17 protein-coding genes are annotated in these 14,721 nt (G+C 41.7%); 10 read left to right on the top strand and 7 right to left on the bottom strand.

Going from position 1 to position 14,721, the window contains the following annotated elements; translation table 11 throughout:
• Positions 1-321 precede the first annotated feature (321 nt).
• The 7 genes from LBC_RS02975 to LBC_RS02945 are packed head-to-tail and all read right to left on the bottom strand — an operon-like array spanning position 322 to position 5,841.
• Positions 322-585 (bottom strand): EscU/YscU/HrcU family type III secretion system export apparatus switch protein, encoded by a 264-nt coding sequence (locus LBC_RS02975; protein WP_221254624.1) that lies wholly within the window; start codon positions 583-585, stop codon positions 322-324.
• On the bottom strand, positions 586-2,232 hold the full coding sequence (locus LBC_RS02970; protein ID WP_221254623.1) for a flagellar hook-length control protein FliK: 1,647 nt from the start codon (positions 2,230-2,232) through the stop codon (positions 586-588). It lies immediately after the preceding gene.
• Positions 2,233-2,236: 4 nt separating this feature from the next.
• Positions 2,237-3,460: an MFS transporter gene (locus tag LBC_RS02965; protein ID WP_221254622.1), complete on the bottom strand. Its 1,224-nt coding sequence runs from the start codon at positions 3,458-3,460 to the stop codon at positions 2,237-2,239.
• Complete coding sequence (locus LBC_RS02960) at positions 3,453-3,917, bottom strand: hypothetical protein (RefSeq protein ID WP_221254621.1); 465 nt, start codon at positions 3,915-3,917, stop codon at positions 3,453-3,455. Before LBC_RS02960 ends, LBC_RS02965 begins: the two co-directional genes overlap by 8 nt.
• Positions 3,914-4,201: an AtpZ/AtpI family protein gene (locus LBC_RS02955; protein ID WP_221254620.1), complete on the bottom strand. Its 288-nt coding sequence runs from the start codon at positions 4,199-4,201 to the stop codon at positions 3,914-3,916. The genes LBC_RS02960 and LBC_RS02955 overlap by 4 nt, the downstream gene beginning before the upstream one ends.
• Positions 4,194-5,480 carry a glutamate-1-semialdehyde 2,1-aminomutase gene (gene hemL, locus LBC_RS02950; RefSeq protein WP_221254619.1) on the bottom strand — a complete coding sequence of 429 codons (1,287 nt, stop codon included), beginning with the start codon at positions 5,478-5,480 and terminating at the stop codon, positions 4,194-4,196. Before hemL ends, LBC_RS02955 begins: the two co-directional genes overlap by 8 nt.
• On the bottom strand, positions 5,470-5,841 hold the full coding sequence (locus LBC_RS02945) for a c-type cytochrome (protein WP_221254618.1): 372 nt from the start codon (positions 5,839-5,841) through the stop codon (positions 5,470-5,472). The genes hemL and LBC_RS02945 overlap by 11 nt, the downstream gene beginning before the upstream one ends.
• An 80-nt stretch (positions 5,842-5,921) precedes the next feature.
• Between LBC_RS02945 and folD the strand changes: the two genes are divergently transcribed.
• From folD to LBC_RS02895, 10 genes are read left to right on the top strand one after another with little or no spacing between them, the layout of a single operon-like run.
• A complete protein-coding gene (gene folD, locus LBC_RS02940; RefSeq protein ID WP_221254617.1) occupies positions 5,922-6,770 on the top strand; it encodes a bifunctional methylenetetrahydrofolate dehydrogenase/methenyltetrahydrofolate cyclohydrolase FolD in 849 nt (282 codons plus the stop codon).
• A gap of 4 nt (positions 6,771-6,774) precedes the next feature.
• A complete protein-coding gene (gene lepB / locus LBC_RS02935) occupies positions 6,775-7,635 on the top strand; it encodes a signal peptidase I (RefSeq protein WP_221254616.1) in 861 nt (286 codons plus the stop codon).
• Positions 7,622-8,314: a site-2 protease family protein gene (locus LBC_RS02930; protein ID WP_221254615.1), complete on the top strand. Its 693-nt coding sequence runs from the start codon at positions 7,622-7,624 to the stop codon at positions 8,312-8,314. Before lepB ends, LBC_RS02930 begins: the two co-directional genes overlap by 14 nt.
• Before the next feature lie 47 nt (positions 8,315-8,361).
• On the top strand, positions 8,362-8,790 hold the full coding sequence (gene rpiB / locus LBC_RS02925; protein WP_221254614.1) for a ribose 5-phosphate isomerase B: 429 nt from the start codon (positions 8,362-8,364) through the stop codon (positions 8,788-8,790).
• 59 nt (positions 8,791-8,849) lie between these two features.
• On the top strand, positions 8,850-9,122 hold the full coding sequence (locus tag LBC_RS02920; RefSeq protein ID WP_409240990.1) for a hypothetical protein: 273 nt from the start codon (positions 8,850-8,852) through the stop codon (positions 9,120-9,122).
• Positions 9,123-9,130: 8 nt separating this feature from the next.
• The gene (locus LBC_RS02915; RefSeq protein ID WP_221254612.1) at positions 9,131-9,679 is read left to right on the top strand and encodes an adenine phosphoribosyltransferase; all 549 of its coding nucleotides are present in this window, start codon (positions 9,131-9,133) and stop codon (positions 9,677-9,679) included.
• The gene (locus LBC_RS02910) at positions 9,679-10,323 is read left to right on the top strand and encodes a DedA family protein (protein ID WP_221254611.1); all 645 of its coding nucleotides are present in this window, start codon (positions 9,679-9,681) and stop codon (positions 10,321-10,323) included. The genes LBC_RS02915 and LBC_RS02910 overlap by 1 nt, the downstream gene beginning before the upstream one ends.
• Positions 10,324-11,775, top strand: coding sequence for a leucyl aminopeptidase (locus tag LBC_RS02905; protein WP_221254610.1), 1,452 nt, complete (start codon positions 10,324-10,326; stop codon positions 11,773-11,775). It begins immediately after the preceding gene.
• Complete coding sequence (gene ychF / locus LBC_RS02900; RefSeq protein ID WP_221254609.1) at positions 11,775-12,878, top strand: redox-regulated ATPase YchF; 1,104 nt, start codon at positions 11,775-11,777, stop codon at positions 12,876-12,878. The genes LBC_RS02905 and ychF overlap by 1 nt, the downstream gene beginning before the upstream one ends.
• A complete protein-coding gene (locus LBC_RS02895; protein WP_221254608.1) occupies positions 12,878-14,188 on the top strand; it encodes a CAP domain-containing protein in 1,311 nt (436 codons plus the stop codon). The genes ychF and LBC_RS02895 overlap by 1 nt, the downstream gene beginning before the upstream one ends.
• The last annotated feature ends 533 nt before the right edge of the window (positions 14,189-14,721 follow it).

Here is a 14,721-nt window from a genome sequence, read left to right as displayed (position 1 = left end):
TTGCAATCCGCTAGACAACACATTCGCACACAAAGCCACAAAACATCATACTAGCTATTTCCTAAAATTTGACCAAGTATGCGCAATAAATCGCTAACATTTAAATTTAACTTTTAAAACTATACTTTTATTTTAGGCTTATTCGGCTCTTGGAGGTCTTAAGAGGCTTGCACCATAGATTTTGCTTTAAGAATTTAAAAGCGACACTAATTTTTAAAAAGGCTAAAAAGCATTCCTTTTACTCACTCAAAACCCCTAATAACAACACTTATAAAAAGCTTTTTGGCACATTAAATTTAAAATATCACCCCAAAAATACCCCTATTTTTTCGTAATCGAATATAAAAAACTAAATACCTCGGCTACGGCTTTATATAAATTTGGCGGAATTTCATCATTTATCTCGACCTTACTTAAAACCTCGACCAAATCGGCATCTTCGCGCACTGGTATGCCGTTTTTTTGCGCTAAATCAATTATGCGCTCGGCGGTACACTCCTCGCCACTTGCTAGCACCTTTGGCGCATTATCCCTGCCTTGTTTAAAGCCTAGCGCAACCGCCTTTTTACGCCCAATCTTTGCCATTTACGCCCTTTTATTAAGCCCTAGCTCAAAGCCGCCAAATGCCTTAAATTCATCACTCATGCTTTTTTTAGGCGCAACACGTATACTAAGTTGCCCCAAAAGCAGCCCCCCACTCTTTAACGCATCTCTTAAAGAATCCTTATGCGAGCGTATCAGCTTTGCAAAATCATCTCTCTCAGTCGCTGCGCTAATATCGATGTGCTTTTTATCGCTTAAACTTATAAGTGCACTGATGCCACCAAACGCCTTAAAATTAAGCTCAACCTGTGCGTGAAATTTCTCCTTTTTTCCACGCTTAAACGCCACCCTAGCGCCGTCTAAGTCATCCCAAGAATATGGCAAATAGCTACTTAGTTCGCCACTTACGACGGATAAAATTTGATTCGCCTCTATGCCGGCCAAAGTACGCGCTACGGCTGATTTTAGCGCCTCATTTGGGCTTTGCTTTAGTTCAGAATTTGCCGATAGAATCGTGGATTTTATGTCATTTTCTATGCTTCGCGCTAGCTCAGAGCCATCTTGAGCTTTTATATTTATAGCGGCCTCGCTAGCAGCTTTTTGGTGCTTCATCACGCCTCTTATCTCGGCTAGGTCACGCTTTGCCCTGCTTGCTTCGCTATCAACACTCTCAAGCATTCCACTTAGTCGCCTTGCGATTGATTTTAGTCTATCTTGCAAGCTTCCTTGCTCACTTAACGGCTCGCTAAGATTTGAAAATTCGCTTACAAACTCCGATTTTGAGCCTATTTTTAAAAGCCCATCAAGCACCTCTTTTGCCTCTTTTATGCTTGCCTCAAGCTCCCTTTTATTCGCCAAAAAGCTCTGCGAATTTGCCTGCTTTGTCCCCTCAAGCCCCTTTGCTTGACTAAGCACATTTTCTAAAGTCTTGCCTATCCATAAAGCTTCACGCTTTAAAGCATCTGGACTTTGATTTAACGGCTCTTTTTGGCTTAAAAACTTAGCCATGCTATCTAGCTTATTAGGCAGGCTCAAAGCCCTAGATATGGGCGATGATGAGAGTTTTGCCTCAGCATTTGAGGCGGCGTTTTTAAGGATGTTATTTAGCTTTTTAAAAGCCTCTGCCTCGCTATCATCTGCTTTGGCTAAATTTAAAATTTGAGCAAGGATTTCTTGGTTTGAGAGATTTTTTATCTGCGAAAAAAGCCTATTTATAGCTGGGGGCAAGACATGCGGATTTAGCGCATTTGCAAGCTTTGCCTCAAAGCCAACACCAGAGTCTTTTATACTGCTGGCTAAATTTGACGCACTAATATTTGCTATTGGTTTTAAAAACTCTTTAAGCTTTATCCCTAGCTCCTTTAGAGTAGGATCTGCCTCCTTTTCAAGTTCGCCTATAAGCTCATTAATGCCTTTCATTACGCCATTTGCAACGCCAGTTTGCTTTAAATTTAAAGCCACGCTAGAGCTGTCTTTAGAGTTTTGATTTAGCTCATTTAGCACCTTTGCCATAAGCCTCTCAACTCCAGCTAAAGCCTCCCTGCCCTCGTTTGCTAAGGGGGCATTTTGGCTTTGTGGCTGGTTTTGGATTAGTCCACTTTTAGCGCCTTCAGTAGCAAGACGAGGCTGAGGGCTAGTGGGGGTAGAAAGCGGCTGAGATATTGAAGTGCTATTATTTATAATTGCCACAGTATTATCCGTTTTGAGTTTTGCTACTTAGCTCATCAATGGCGGTGGTGCGTATGGTATGAGGCTGCCATGGCTGACGCTTTTCTTGTGGCACGCTTTTTTGAGTGAGAGCAAAAAGCAGTAAAAGTGCAAGCAAAAGCACATAAATCCCCATAAACCCCCTAGCCCCATCAAGCTGCATAGCAGTACCTAAAAGCACAGGCGAAGCGAGCGAACCAGCAAGATAGCTAAAAAGCAAGGCACGCCCTACTTCTAGGCTTTTTGAGCGGTCATTTAAGACATCATTTGCCCTAGCAAGTGCGAGCGCATAAAGACAAAATGCCCCGCTGCCCAAAAAAAATCCAGCCACAAAAATAGCCACCATATCAAGGCTAAAAATCATAAAACAAGCAGAAGCGATAAGCGAAACAACGCAGACTGTAATAATAGCAAGCCTCCTGCCAAATTTATCGCTTAGGGGCGCTATGAAAAAATGCCCACAAAAGCCACCCACCATAGCTACAAACATAAAAACAGGTGCAAGCTTTAAGCTAAGCCCCAAAGACAGGGCAAACGCCCCACCCATGGAAAAAAAGCCATTTATCACCACTCCGCCCACACATGCGCAAGCTAGAGCTAGTGGGACGACGCTAAAGACTTTTGGAAGGCTAAGCGCTTGCCTTTGTGGGATTTTAGGCTGGCGAATGCGGATTAAATTTAAAGGGATTGATGAAACCATTATAAAGCTTGCGGCGATTATAAAAATCTGCATATTTTCAAGCTGTGCGCTCATTAAAAGCACGCCAAACCCAAAACTTAGGTAAAAAACCACCTCATACACCGCAAGCACGCGCGAGCGTAGGTAGTTTGGGGTGCGCTCATTTAGCCAGCTTTCAATAATCATAGTAAGAGCGTAATAGCAAAATCCCACCACAAACCTAAGCAAAGCCCACACAAAAATCGAGCCAGTCATGGAGTGATACATTGCACTAATGCCAAAAAGTATGGTAAAAATCCCAAAGCTGCGGATATGTCCCACACGTGAGACTATGCGATGGGCAAAAATCGTGCTTAAAATCGCCCCAAAAAAATAAGACGCATTTACCACGCCTATAGCCAGCTCAGCAAACCCAAGCTGCTTTAGCTGAATGCTAGCACTGCTTACTAAAAGCCCATTTCCCAAAAACATAAGCGCCATGCCAAAAAATAATGCCCCCATAGTCCTTACAGTCCGCCCCAAGCTAGCCATAAAACCTCCTAGCCGTAATAATTGCGCCAAATGCACCAATACCAACGCCTATAAAAAGCGCAGCAAACTCGAGCAAATCATGACGCTTAAGCATAAAAAAGGCTATCACAAAAATGGCGTATGATAAAATTCTAAGTGGCAAAAAAGATGAACCAAAGCTATGTGCAGAGGGCAGAAGTTTGCGCTTTTGCTTTTGCGTAGCTATAAAGGATTTTATATCCTCCTCACGCTCTAAAACCTCGCTATCATCGTCCTCATCGTTAAATTTATCCGCCTCTATTTCACCACGTTCTAGCTTTTGCCTTACACGCTTATAATATCCATAAAAGCTGGCCACAATGATAAGTGAACTACCCAAAAATCCAACACTCACGCTAGCTAGCCACGCCACGCCATTAAAAGCGCCAAAAGCGAGCAAAAAAGCAAAGAAAAAAAGAAGGGCAAGCGCATTTTTCACACGCGCTCCTCCCACTCCTCATCATCATCTGTTTTGCTAGATTTATCAAATTTATACCTATCTTTAAGCTCATCAAGCTCATTTTTAGCCTGCAAATAGGCCTTATAGACATTTAATACCGCAGCTGCTACGCCAAAAAATAGCCCCACATAAAGCGTCCAGTCTAGCCCTGTAATATCTCTAAGCCACAAGCCAAGCCCCACGCCTATTGCAATCGCCACAACTATGCTAATGCCAAGGCTTAGCTTGCCAAGCCCCGTGGCTATGGAGTTTAGCCTAGCCATTTGCCACCTCAGCCATAGCGTCTCGTGCCGCACTAATAGCAAAATCTATATCATATTCACTCATACTAGCACATATAAACCCAGCCTCAAACTGACTAGGTGCTAGATACACTCCGCGTGCTAGCATAGCGTTATGAAACCGTGCAAACATCGCTGTATCAGAGCTTAGTGCGTCATCGTAGTTTTGCACCTCTTTATCCGTGAAAAAATATCCAAACATCGACCCACGCACGCAGGTTTGAATTTTTACATTTGCGGCTCTTGCGGCGTCCTTAAAGCCCTGCATCAAGCGCTCTGCAAGAGATTGCAATCCCTCGTAAAGTCCGATATTAGCGTCAATTTTTTTAAGCATAGCCACGCCAGCTGCCATAGCCACTGGATTGCCGCTAAGCGTGCCTGCTTGATAGACTGCCCCAAGTGGGCTAAGCACGCTCATTATCTCAGACCTAGCCGCAAATGCAGCCGCAGCCATGCCTCCGCCTATAACCTTGCCAAAAACAACCATATCAGGGCAGATGTCGTAGTATTTTATCGCTCCTATTTCGCTAGCCCTAAAGCCACTCATCACCTCATCAAATATAAGCACTGCTTTAAATTCATCACAAAGCGCACGAAGCCCTCTAATAAACTCAGCGCTTGCTGGCACTAGCCCCATATTTCCAGCTATTGGCTCGACGATGATGGCGCCTATTTTATCCGCATTTGCTTCAAATATAGCCCTAACACTATCTATGTCATTATAGCGCGCTAAATACGTGTCAGCGACTGCATTTTGGCTTACACCTGCGCTTGAGGCGTTGCCGTATGTCGTAGCCCCACTTCCTGCTTTTATTAAAAGCGAGTCTGAGTGTCCGTGGTAGTTACCTTCAAATTTAATAAGCCCCATTTTACCGCTAAAGCCACGAGCCACACGAATAGCACTCATAGTCGCCTCCGTGCCGCTACTTACAAAGCGTATCATATCTAGGAATTTAAACCGCTCAAGCACAAGGCTGGCTAGCTCGCTCTCAATAAGCGTTGGCGCACCAAAACTAAGCCCCTTTTTAGCCTGCTCTATGACAGCATTTAGCACATCTTTATCAGCATGCCCAAACAATAGCGGCCCCCAGCTTTGTACAAAATCAAGATAGCGCTGCCCCTCTATGTCATAGATGTATGCACCCTCACCCCGGTCAATAAAAAGCGGCTGTGAGCCGACGCTGCCAAATGCTCTAACTGGGGAGTTTACTCCGCCTGGGATTAAGTCTTTTGCCTGTTTAAACGCCTCTTTATTTGTCATTTTCTACCTTTTTAAAAAGTTTATTTACATACATGTATAGTGCTGCTATTTCGTTATTTGTAAGCGAGTAGCTTGGCATAAAATTTTTAGGATTTGCTAGGGCTTGCTTAAAATTTTCAAGGCTAATGCCGACTATATTTGGCGCTACTACCTCATGCTTTTTATTCTGCCCACTAGCTTTGTCAAACTCATAATACACCCCTATCACACTACCCTTTCCCTCTGCGCCGTGGCACTTATTACAGCCTATGCCATGTGGGTTAAAATAGAGCATTTTGGAGTATTCAGCTGGGGTGATAAAGCTACTCTCCACAGCCGCTGCGACAAAAAAACAGAGTAAAAAAACTAAAACCAGCCTCATTTTAAACCTAAAAATTAAATTTATTCCAAAGTTTGTTATGATACACTATTTGCCTTAAAAACCTAATTAAAGGACGATTTATGCAAATCTTAGACGGCAAGGCCACAGCAAAGCAAGCACGTGATGAAATAGCAGTAGAGGTAGCCAGCCTAAAAAATAGTGGCAAAGAGGTAAGCCTAGCTGTTATTTTAGTCGGCAACGACCCTGCAAGCGCAACCTACGTCGGTGCAAAAGAAAAGGCCTGCGAGGCAGTAGGGATACGCTCTGTGGTGCACCGCCTAAATGAAAACGTAAGCCAAAGCGAGCTTTTAGCCCTTATCAATGTATTAAACTTAGACGCTGGCATAGACGGCATACTCGTACAGCTACCACTACCAAAGCATATAGACGAGGACGTCATCACGCAGGCAATAGCAGCTGAAAAAGACGTAGATGGATTTGGCGCAGCTAGCGTGGGGCGACTTTGGAGCGGACTGGCTAGTTTTGTGCCTTGTACTCCGCTTGGGGTTATGTATTTACTTGAAAAATACAGCATAGAATTAACAGGGCTAAACGCTGTAGTGCTAGGGCGTAGCAACATAGTCGGAAAGCCTATGGCAGCGCTACTGTTGGCTGCAAATGCGACTGTTACCATAGCGCACTCTCACACAAAAAATTTAAAACAAATCTGCCAAAACGCCGACATAATAGTCGTAGCCATAGGGCGGGCTAATTTCTTAAGCGCAGACATGGTAAAAGATGGCGCAATAATCATCGACGTAGGCATAAACCGCCTAGAAAACGGCAAGCTAACTGGCGACGTGGCATATGATGAAGTGGCTAAAAAGACCAGCTATATCACGCCGGTTCCAGGTGGAGTGGGACCTATGACGATTGCTATGCTGCTTAAAAATACTCTAGCCGCAGCAAAAGCAAGAGGCAAGAGGTAGGGCGATGATAAAGTTTCTAAGCAGGCTTAATAAATTTAGCAATAGCTGGACTGGCACTGTAATAATCGTACTTTTTTTGATATTTTTTGTCGCTCAGGCCTTTGTCATACCTTCAGGCTCGATGAAAAACACACTTTTAATAGGCGATCATTTATTCGTTAAAAAATTTAGCTACGGCATACCCACACCAACCATACCTTTTATAAATAAAAAGATACTACCTGATTTTTTCGGCAACGGACACCTAATCGAAGGCGATAAGCCACAGCGCGGTGATATAGTGGTGTTTTTAAACGTGCTAAACGAGAGCGAGCACTACGTAAAAAGGCTCTTTGGAGTAGGGGATGATGAGATAGTATTTGATGGAAATGCCATGTATCTGCGCCCACACGAAGGCGATGAATTTATAAGCCAAAACTACAAAAAAGAGGATATTATTAGCCTTGATGGTAGGCTTTTTGTAAGGGAGCCGTATAAATTTAGTGGCATTCACTACGATAAAAACGTAGATATGTTTAGCTATATGATTTATGCGCTAAACTCAGGTAAGCTTGATATGAAGCCAGTAATGATAAACTCGCTAGAAAAAAGGGGAGAACTACCATTTAACGCCTTTTATACAAAGGTTAAGGCTAATGAGTTTTACATGATAGGGGATAATCGCGACCACTCAAACGATAGTAGATTTTGGGGGAGCGTGCCATACCGCAATATCATCGGTAAACCGTGGTTTATATACCTAAGCTGGGACGATAAATACCGCATAAGATGGGAACGCATAGGCAGGCTAGTAAGCACGATAGAAAATAGCGACGAATTTACCCAAATGGCGATAAAAGAAGAGGAAGTTGATGGAGTTTATTAACGCTATTACACATAAGCTTACTTCACTTGATATAGCTGAAATTTTGGTGCTTATAGCCTGTCTTATCGTCTCTATCGTAGGACATGAGATAGCACACGGCTGGGTGGCTTATAAATTTGGTGATAGCACCGCTAAAAACCTAAACCGCCTAAGTCCAAATCCCCTGCGCCACATAGATATATTTGGCACCATCATAGTTCCAGCTGCTATGTATCTAGCTGGCGGAGTTGTGCTTGGCTGGGCAAAACCTGTGCCAGTAAGAATGCAAACTGTGTTTAATAACGGCAAATACGTGGGTGCAATAGCAGTCGCACTTGCTGGTATTGCTTATAATCTAGCTTTAGCAGCGGCTGCTTTTATTGCGATAAAAGCACTCATTTACTCAGGCAGTTTAAGTGATAGTCAAAGCTCGCAAACGCTGATAAATTCGCTATTTATGCTATTAAAGCTAAATATCTTACTGGCACTTTTTAATCTTTATCCCCTACCTCAGCTTGACGGATATAAAGCACTTGCTTACGTGCTAGATTGGGCTGGAGCAAGCGCACTAACTGCAAAAATGATGGAGCTTGAAAGGTACGGTTTTATTATTCTAATAATAATTGTCATGAGCCCATTTTCTAGCTCTATTTTTTCTCCAATTTATGCAACGATTAGGTATGTTAGTGGGCTTATTTAAGGGTTTTTAGGATATAATCACGGAATAATTTAAAAAAAGCAAAGAAAATGAAAATACACATCGCAAGCGATCACGCAGGATTTTGTCTCAAAGAAACATTAAAACACTTCCTAATCGAGCGAGGTCATCAAATAAACGATCTAGGCACACACAGTAAAGACAGTGTAGACTACCCAGACTATGCCCATGCCTTAGCAAAAGCATTAAATGATGGCGAGTTTGGCGTGCTTATATGTGGAAGCGGCATAGGCATAAGTATAGCGGCAAACCGCCATGAAAACGTCCGCTGCGCTCTAGCACACGATAGCCTATCGGCTAGGCTTGCTAGAATGCACAATAACGCAAACGTCATTGCTTTTGGAGAGCGGCTAATCGGCACAGACGTGGCAAAAGATGCGCTTTTAGCATTTTTAGAGACTAAATTTGAAGGCGGCAGACACGAGGGTCGCGTAGAAAAGATAAATAAAGGCAGATAGTGATATTTGACTGGCTGTTTTTTACCATATTAATCTGCGCAAATATATACTTAGTAGTCATGGTTTTTTACTTTAAAACCCTGCTTAAAAAAGAGCGCAAAACCAGAGAAAATATGAAAAACAACCTCCAAGATACAGAAATTGTCATACGAAAGCTACAAATCCAACTCCAAAGAAGCCTAGGGAATATAGATATTCTCACGGATGAGCTAAATAAAACAAAAAATGACGTTACAAGCCTACGCACAAGAAATTCTCAATATCGCTTAGAAAATGACAAACTTCGTGGCAGGATACGAGAGCTAGAAGGCAAGATTGAAGCACTCTTATAAGGATAAAAATGACAAATTTAACAATACAAGAAAAAGAATATCTACTAAACACAATAAGAGAAATACCAGACTTTCCAAAACCTGGAATAGTCTTTAGAGATATAACAACCCTTTTAAACGACCCAGCGGCATTTAAGTTTTTAAACGAGCATTTAGCCAGCAGATATGAAAACTTGGGCGTAGAGTACATAGCTGGCATTGAAAGTAGAGGATTTATATTTGGAGCGGCTCTTGCGGCTAGGCTTGGAGTTGGCTTTGTACCGATTCGCAAACCCAAAAAGCTACCATACACTACAATAAGCCAAAAATATAGCCTAGAATACGGCGTCGATGAGCTACAAATCCACGTGGATGCCTTTAAAAATAAGCAGGGCGCAAAGGTGCTTTTAATAGACGATTTAATAGCTACTGGCGGCACTGCAAAAGCAAGCGTTGAGCTAATTAAACAACTTGGTGCAGAGTGTATTGAAGCTTGCTTTTTAATAAATTTAAAAGAGCTTGGCGGCGCAGAAAATCTAACCAAACTATCGCCAGTTTATAGTGTTTTGGAGATTTAATGCAAGCAGACACAGCACTAACCACACTGGTGGCAAATCACCCAAATATCGAGTTTTTGGTAAATGCCATTCTTAATAATCACGTACTTTTAGCATATGCGATTGTCTTTGCTTGGTGTATACTAGAGGGGGAGCTAGCCCTCATACTAGCTGGGATACTAGCTCACATAGGACATGTTGATCTTTTCATGGTTACCTTTATCGCTGGGCTTGGGGCATTTTGTGGAGATCAAATTTATTTTTACATAGGTAGATATGGCAAGCGTTTTATTGGCAAGCGCCTTTCAAAACAGCGGCGTAAATTTGCCGTAGCGCACCTATTGCTTCAGCGTCTTGGTTGGCCTGTGATATTTATACAAAGATACATGTATGGTTTTAGGACAATAATCCCAATTAGCATAGGAATAACCCGCTATAACGCCAAAAAATTTGCAATTATAAATTTATTCTCAGCATGGGCATGGGCTGCAATAACGATAATTTTGGCGTGGTATTTTGGAGAGAGCATCATCGCAATTATAGATATGATAGCGGAACACTGGTACCTTGCGCTACCAGTTATCCTGCTTATAGTCGCTGGATTTTTATACACCATTAAGCGCATAGAACACTCAGTAGTAAACAAAAAGAAAGGAAAAGTATAGATGAAATTTGAACTAATCGAAAGACCTCTAAAAGAGATAGGTGCAGATGTTGAGCTTATATTTGTGGTAAATAAGGACTTAGAGCATAAATTTATAAAAGATAAATGTGAGTTTGAGTTTTATGGATTTAAAGGTGAGGGAGTACTATTTTTACAAAGTCAAAAAAGACTATATGTAGGCATAGCAAATACCGAAGTAGACACTATTAGACAAGGTGCAGCAAAGGCGTATAACGCGCTAAAAGATTACGAAGTCTCATCGCTAAAAGTAGCAAGCTATATCACAAAATGTGCCAAATTTAGCACCCAAGCACTAGTTGAAGGCTTTATCCTAGCTAGCTATAAATTTGACAAATACAAAAAAGAAAAAAAGCAAAGCAAGCTAGAAAGCGTACTAATAAGCTCTGAAAGTTTTGACGAAAACACACTAGAAATAGAAAAAGCTAAAATCGGCATAACAAACGGACAGATAATGGCAAATGCTACAAATTTCGCCAAAGATATAGTAAACGAAATCCCAGAGGTCTACACTCCGCTTAAATTTGAACAAGACGCACTAGAGCTTGCAAAATCGGACAAAAATATAAAATGCAAAGTCTATGACGAGAAATTTTTACAAAAAGAGAGTATGAACGCCTTTTTAGCCGTTAACCGTGCAAGCGTACATCCACCTCGCCTAATCCATCTAAGCTACACTCCAAAAGACGCCAAAAAGCGCATAGTCTTTGTAGGTAAGGGACTAACTTACGATAGCGGCGGACTTAGCCTAAAACCAGCTGATTATATGCTAACGATGAAAGCTGATAAAAGTGGTGGCGCAGCTGTAATGGCTATCATAAAAGCCGCGAGCGAGCTTGGGCTAAAGCTAGAAATTCATAGCATAATAGGCGCGACTGAAAATATGATAGGCGGCAATGCCTATAAACCAGATGACGTACTAATAAGCCGTGCTGGAGTAAGCATTGAGGTGCGAAACACCGACGCTGAAGGCAGGCTAGTGCTGGCTGATTGTCTAAGCTTTGCACAGGATTTAAAGCCTGATATTTTAATAGACCTAGCCACGCTAACTGGGGCTTGCGTGGTGGGGCTTGGCGAGTACACCACTGGTGTAATGGGAAATAGCTCCGAGCTAAAAGAGAGCTTTAGACACAAATCAAAGCTAAGCGGAGAGCTAAATAGCGAGCTTGAGTTTAACGACTATCTAAAAGAGCTAATAAAAAGTCAAATAGCAGACGTAAGCAACGCCGCTAGTAGCAGATACGGCGGAGCGATAACGGCTGGGCTATTTTTGGATAAATTTATAAAAGACGAGTATAAGGACAGCTGGCTACACCTAGACATAGCAGGACCTGCCTATGTAGAAAAGCCATGGGGTTATAATCAAGCGGGCGCAAGTGGAGCTGGAGTAAGGGCGTGTCTTTACTTTTTAAATTCAATAGGCAAGGATAAATAATGGGACTAAGTGTAGGCATAGTAGGGCTTCCAAATGTGGGCAAATCCACAACTTTTAATGCACTAACAAAAGCACAAAACGCACAAAGCGCAAACTATCCATTTTGTACCATAGAGCCAAATAAAGCGATAGTACCAGTCCCAGACGCTAGATTAAACGAACTAGCAAAGATAGTAAATCCGAATAAAATACAGCACTCTACAATCGAATTTGTCGATATCGCTGGGCTTGTGCGCGGAGCTAGCAATGGCGAGGGGCTAGGAAATAAATTCCTCTCAAACATACGAGAAACAGAGCTAATACTACACATCGTACGCTGCTTTGATGATGGCAATATCACGCACGTAGAAGGCAGCGTTGATCCAATAAGAGACATAGAAATAATCCAAACCGAGCTAATCCTAGCCGATATGGAGCAGCTAAATAAAAAAATAGAAAAGTTAACTCGTGAGGCAAAGGCAAATCAAAAAGGCGCAAAAGAGCAGCTTGAAATAGCAAAAGCACTACTATCCCACCTAGATGATGGCGCACCAGCAAGCAGCTTTAGTGGGCGAGATGATGAGGCGTATATAAGCCTAAATCGCGAGCTAAGACTACTATCCGCAAAAGAGGTCATATATGGTGCAAATGTCGATGAGGATGCGTTAGCTGAGGATAACGAATACGTAAAAAAGCTAAAAGAATTTGCTGCCACGTCAGGGCATGAAGTCATAAAAATATGCGCTAAAATAGAGGAGGAGCTAGTCGGACTAAGCGACGAGGAAGCAATTGAGCTTCTTAGCGGACTAGGCGTGAGCGAGAGCGGACTTGATAAGATAATAAGAACAAGCTTTGCCAAATTAAACCTAATAAGCTACTTTACCGCTGGCGTAGTAGAGGTACGTGCATGGACTATAACCGCTGGTTGGAAAGCACCAAAGGCAGCAAGCGTAATCCACAATGACTTTGAGCGTGGATTTATCAAAGCGGAAGTGATAAGCTATGAGGATTTTGTCACATGTGGTGGTGAAAGCGGAGCAAAAGAGGCAGGCAAGTTGCGCCTTGAGGGCAAAGACTACATCGTAAAAGATGGCGATGTAATGCACTTTAGATTTAACGTATAATGAGGCTATTTTGGCTTAGCTTTGTCCTGATTTTCCTATCAGCTTGCGCTGATGATGAGCACCTAACTCAGGCAAGGCAGCCAAAGAACTTTATCGATAAGGGCGATATTTTAGGATATTTAAATTTAATAAGAAAAGACCTAGGGCTTTCGCAGCTTTTGCTAGATAAAAGCCTAAGTATCTCAAGCCTGGCACACGCAAACTACTGCGTTAAAAACGGCATTACAGGGCATAACGAGGATAAAAATAATCCCTACTTTTATGCTACCACGCCTAGCAAAAGAGCGGTAAAAGCTGGAGCTAAAACCTCCTTAATAAGCGAAAATATCACCTACAAAAAGCATCCCAGCCTATACGTAGACTCCCTAATGAGCGCGATCTATCACAGGTTTGGCTTTACAAATAAAGAGATTGACAGGGTCGGCTTTGCCACTGCTAGCACAGATAATATGAGCGCTACTGTATTTAATATGTCAAACTCAAAAATAGGGGAGCTTTGCGCTCAAAGTTTTAGCCCAAAAAGTGGAAAGTATATCATAAACGCCTGCGCAAATGCCAAAGCAAAAATCCCAAAGGATAACTTTGATAAAGCCTTAAAAATCGATAACACAGACATAGTTTACTACCCAAATTCTTTGCCAGCTCAGCCCTATTTTAGCGGCGAAAATCCAGACCCTATGCCAGAGTGCAAGATACTAAGCACTCCTGTAAGCGTTGAATTTAATGAATCATTAGGGGTGGTGAGGCTTTTGGATTTTGAGATTTTTAAAGACGGCAAAAAGCTAAAAAACACAAGGCTTTTAACCTCCAAAAACGACCCAAATAAACGGCTAAGCCCATATCAATTTGCCCTATTTTCGCTAAAGCCATTTGAATTTGATAGCGCATATGAGGCAAGGGTGTCCTACGAACAAAACGGCAAAAAACTACAAAAAATTTGGCACTTTAGCACACAAACTCCGCAAAAGCAGTACTTTGTCATAGACAAAAACGACGCTATAGGCGTGCAACCTAATACAGAATATGAGATATTTTTCATGCCTAAAAATTGCAACGAAACCTTAAGCCAATATGTATATAGCGGCACAGCGAAGGTGCAAATAAAAAAGATAGATACTAATCTTTTAAGCGTGCGTTTAAGCGGCGTCAAAGGTCAGAGCATAGACCTAAAGGCAAACGATTATACCGTTAAAATCGTACTTTTAGACAGCTCCAAAGACAGCTTTAAGCCAAACGGAATAATCCCAGCCACGCTCATACTAGCCTCAATAATTTTGCTATTTCTCACGCTTAGAAAAAGACAAAGGTAATTTATTCCAAATATCCAACGTATTTGACACACTCTATCTCCTGCGCACTCTTTGTTTAAGGCATATTGTGAATACTGGAAAAATTCATTTTCAAGGATATCACAACTAGCCTTGATAAGCCTTAGGGGAGCATGATTGATTAGACTGTGATTTAGTTAATAAATATTTAACACCAAACATATGCGCAAGCAGATACGATTTAGCTTTTTGTGCTAGTAGCGACTTAGTCTTATTTGTGAGCAACAAACTCATAAATTACATTTTTTGGCGTGATTTTGTGCTGGTTACACTTAGACTAGGCTCTAATAAGCGTAAAAATAAAATAGATTAATTGCATCCATAAAATTTAAACCCTTCATCTTTGACATTATCCGAGTATGCAAAAAAAAGATAAAGATTGTTAGCGCCACCCAATGTAACTTTTTAAATTAATTTCCAATTTTGCACTTTAAAGCTATAATTTGAGTATTAAAGACTAAACTTTATACCCCAATTTTAATTTTATCTATATGCAAGAACAATAATGAAGTACA

The sequence above is a fragment of the Campylobacter sp. 19-13652 genome (assembly GCF_019702925.1).
GTDB lineage: Bacteria > Campylobacterota > Campylobacteria > Campylobacterales > Campylobacteraceae > Campylobacter_A.
Note: the sequence above shows the minus strand (reverse complement) of the source record. Positions and strands in the feature narration are given on the sequence as shown.

Coding starts and splice junctions, on each gene's coding strand:
- LBC_RS02975 (WP_221254624.1), bottom strand. CDS start 585: ATGGCAAAGATTGGGCGTAAAAAGGCGGTTGCGCTAGGCTTTAAACAA.
- LBC_RS02965 (WP_221254622.1), bottom strand. CDS start 3,460: ATGGCTAGCTTGGGGCGGACTGTAAGGACTATGGGGGCATTATTTTTT.
- LBC_RS02955 (WP_221254620.1), bottom strand. CDS start 4,201: ATGGCTAGGCTAAACTCCATAGCCACGGGGCTTGGCAAGCTAAGCCTT.
- hemL (WP_221254619.1), bottom strand. CDS start 5,480: ATGACAAATAAAGAGGCGTTTAAACAGGCAAAAGACTTAATCCCAGGC.
- LBC_RS02945 (WP_221254618.1), bottom strand. CDS start 5,841: ATGAGGCTGGTTTTAGTTTTTTTACTCTGTTTTTTTGTCGCAGCGGCT.
- folD (WP_221254617.1), top strand. CDS start 5,922: ATGCAAATCTTAGACGGCAAGGCCACAGCAAAGCAAGCACGTGATGAA.
- lepB (WP_221254616.1), top strand. CDS start 6,775: ATGATAAAGTTTCTAAGCAGGCTTAATAAATTTAGCAATAGCTGGACT.
- LBC_RS02930 (WP_221254615.1), top strand. CDS start 7,622: ATGGAGTTTATTAACGCTATTACACATAAGCTTACTTCACTTGATATA.
- rpiB (WP_221254614.1), top strand. CDS start 8,362: ATGAAAATACACATCGCAAGCGATCACGCAGGATTTTGTCTCAAAGAA.
- LBC_RS02920 (WP_409240990.1), top strand. CDS start 8,850: ATGGTTTTTTACTTTAAAACCCTGCTTAAAAAAGAGCGCAAAACCAGA.
- LBC_RS02915 (WP_221254612.1), top strand. CDS start 9,131: ATGACAAATTTAACAATACAAGAAAAAGAATATCTACTAAACACAATA.
- LBC_RS02910 (WP_221254611.1), top strand. CDS start 9,679: ATGCAAGCAGACACAGCACTAACCACACTGGTGGCAAATCACCCAAAT.
- LBC_RS02905 (WP_221254610.1), top strand. CDS start 10,324: ATGAAATTTGAACTAATCGAAAGACCTCTAAAAGAGATAGGTGCAGAT.
- ychF (WP_221254609.1), top strand. CDS start 11,775: ATGGGACTAAGTGTAGGCATAGTAGGGCTTCCAAATGTGGGCAAATCC.
- LBC_RS02895 (WP_221254608.1), top strand. CDS start 12,878: ATGAGGCTATTTTGGCTTAGCTTTGTCCTGATTTTCCTATCAGCTTGC.